This is a genomic window from Flavobacterium pokkalii, from assembly GCF_014596575.1.
Classification (GTDB): Bacteria; Bacteroidota; Bacteroidia; order Flavobacteriales; family Flavobacteriaceae; genus Flavobacterium; species Flavobacterium pokkalii.
Window position 1 is genome coordinate 1 of sequence record NZ_NASZ01000066.1, and the last position, 580, is coordinate 580.

The 580-nt window shown below is 43.3% G+C and carries 1 pseudogene; it reads right to left on the bottom strand.

Annotation, left to right across the window (positions count from 1 at the left end):
- Positions 1-580, bottom strand: a pseudogene (locus B6A10_RS16295) (hypothetical protein); the annotation flags it as partial.

Below are 580 nucleotides of genomic sequence, written 5' to 3' on the forward strand. Positions count from 1 at the left end.
AACCCAGGCAAAAGTAGCTCCTGCTGTCGAAGAAGAACCACTCAAAGCAATCGAAGTTACAGTACAAGTCAATACTTTATCAGCTCCTGCATTAGCATTAGGAGGAGTATTATTCAGAGTAACTAGAGCAACATCGGTAGCGGTACAGCCATTAGCCGGATTAGTAACAGTTAAAGTATAAGTACCAGCCATATCAACTGTTGGTGTTGCTGTATTTGCACCTGAAACAATATGCCCTCCATTGCTGGCAATCCAGGCGAAAGTAGCTCCTGCTGTCGAAGAAGAACCACTCAAAGCAATTGAAGTTACAGTACAAGTCAATACTTTATCTGCCCCTGCATTAGCATTTGGCGCTGTATTATTTAGAGTCACTAAAGCAACATCGGTAGCGGTACAGCCATTTGCCGGATCAGTAACTGTCAAAGTATAAGTACCAGCCATATCAACTGTTGGTGTTGCAGTATTAGCTCCTGAAACAATGTGTCCGCCATTGCTGGCAACCCAGGCAAAAGTAGCTCCTGCTGTCGAAGAAGAACCACTCAAAGCAATCGAAGTTACAGTACAAGTCAATACTTTATCA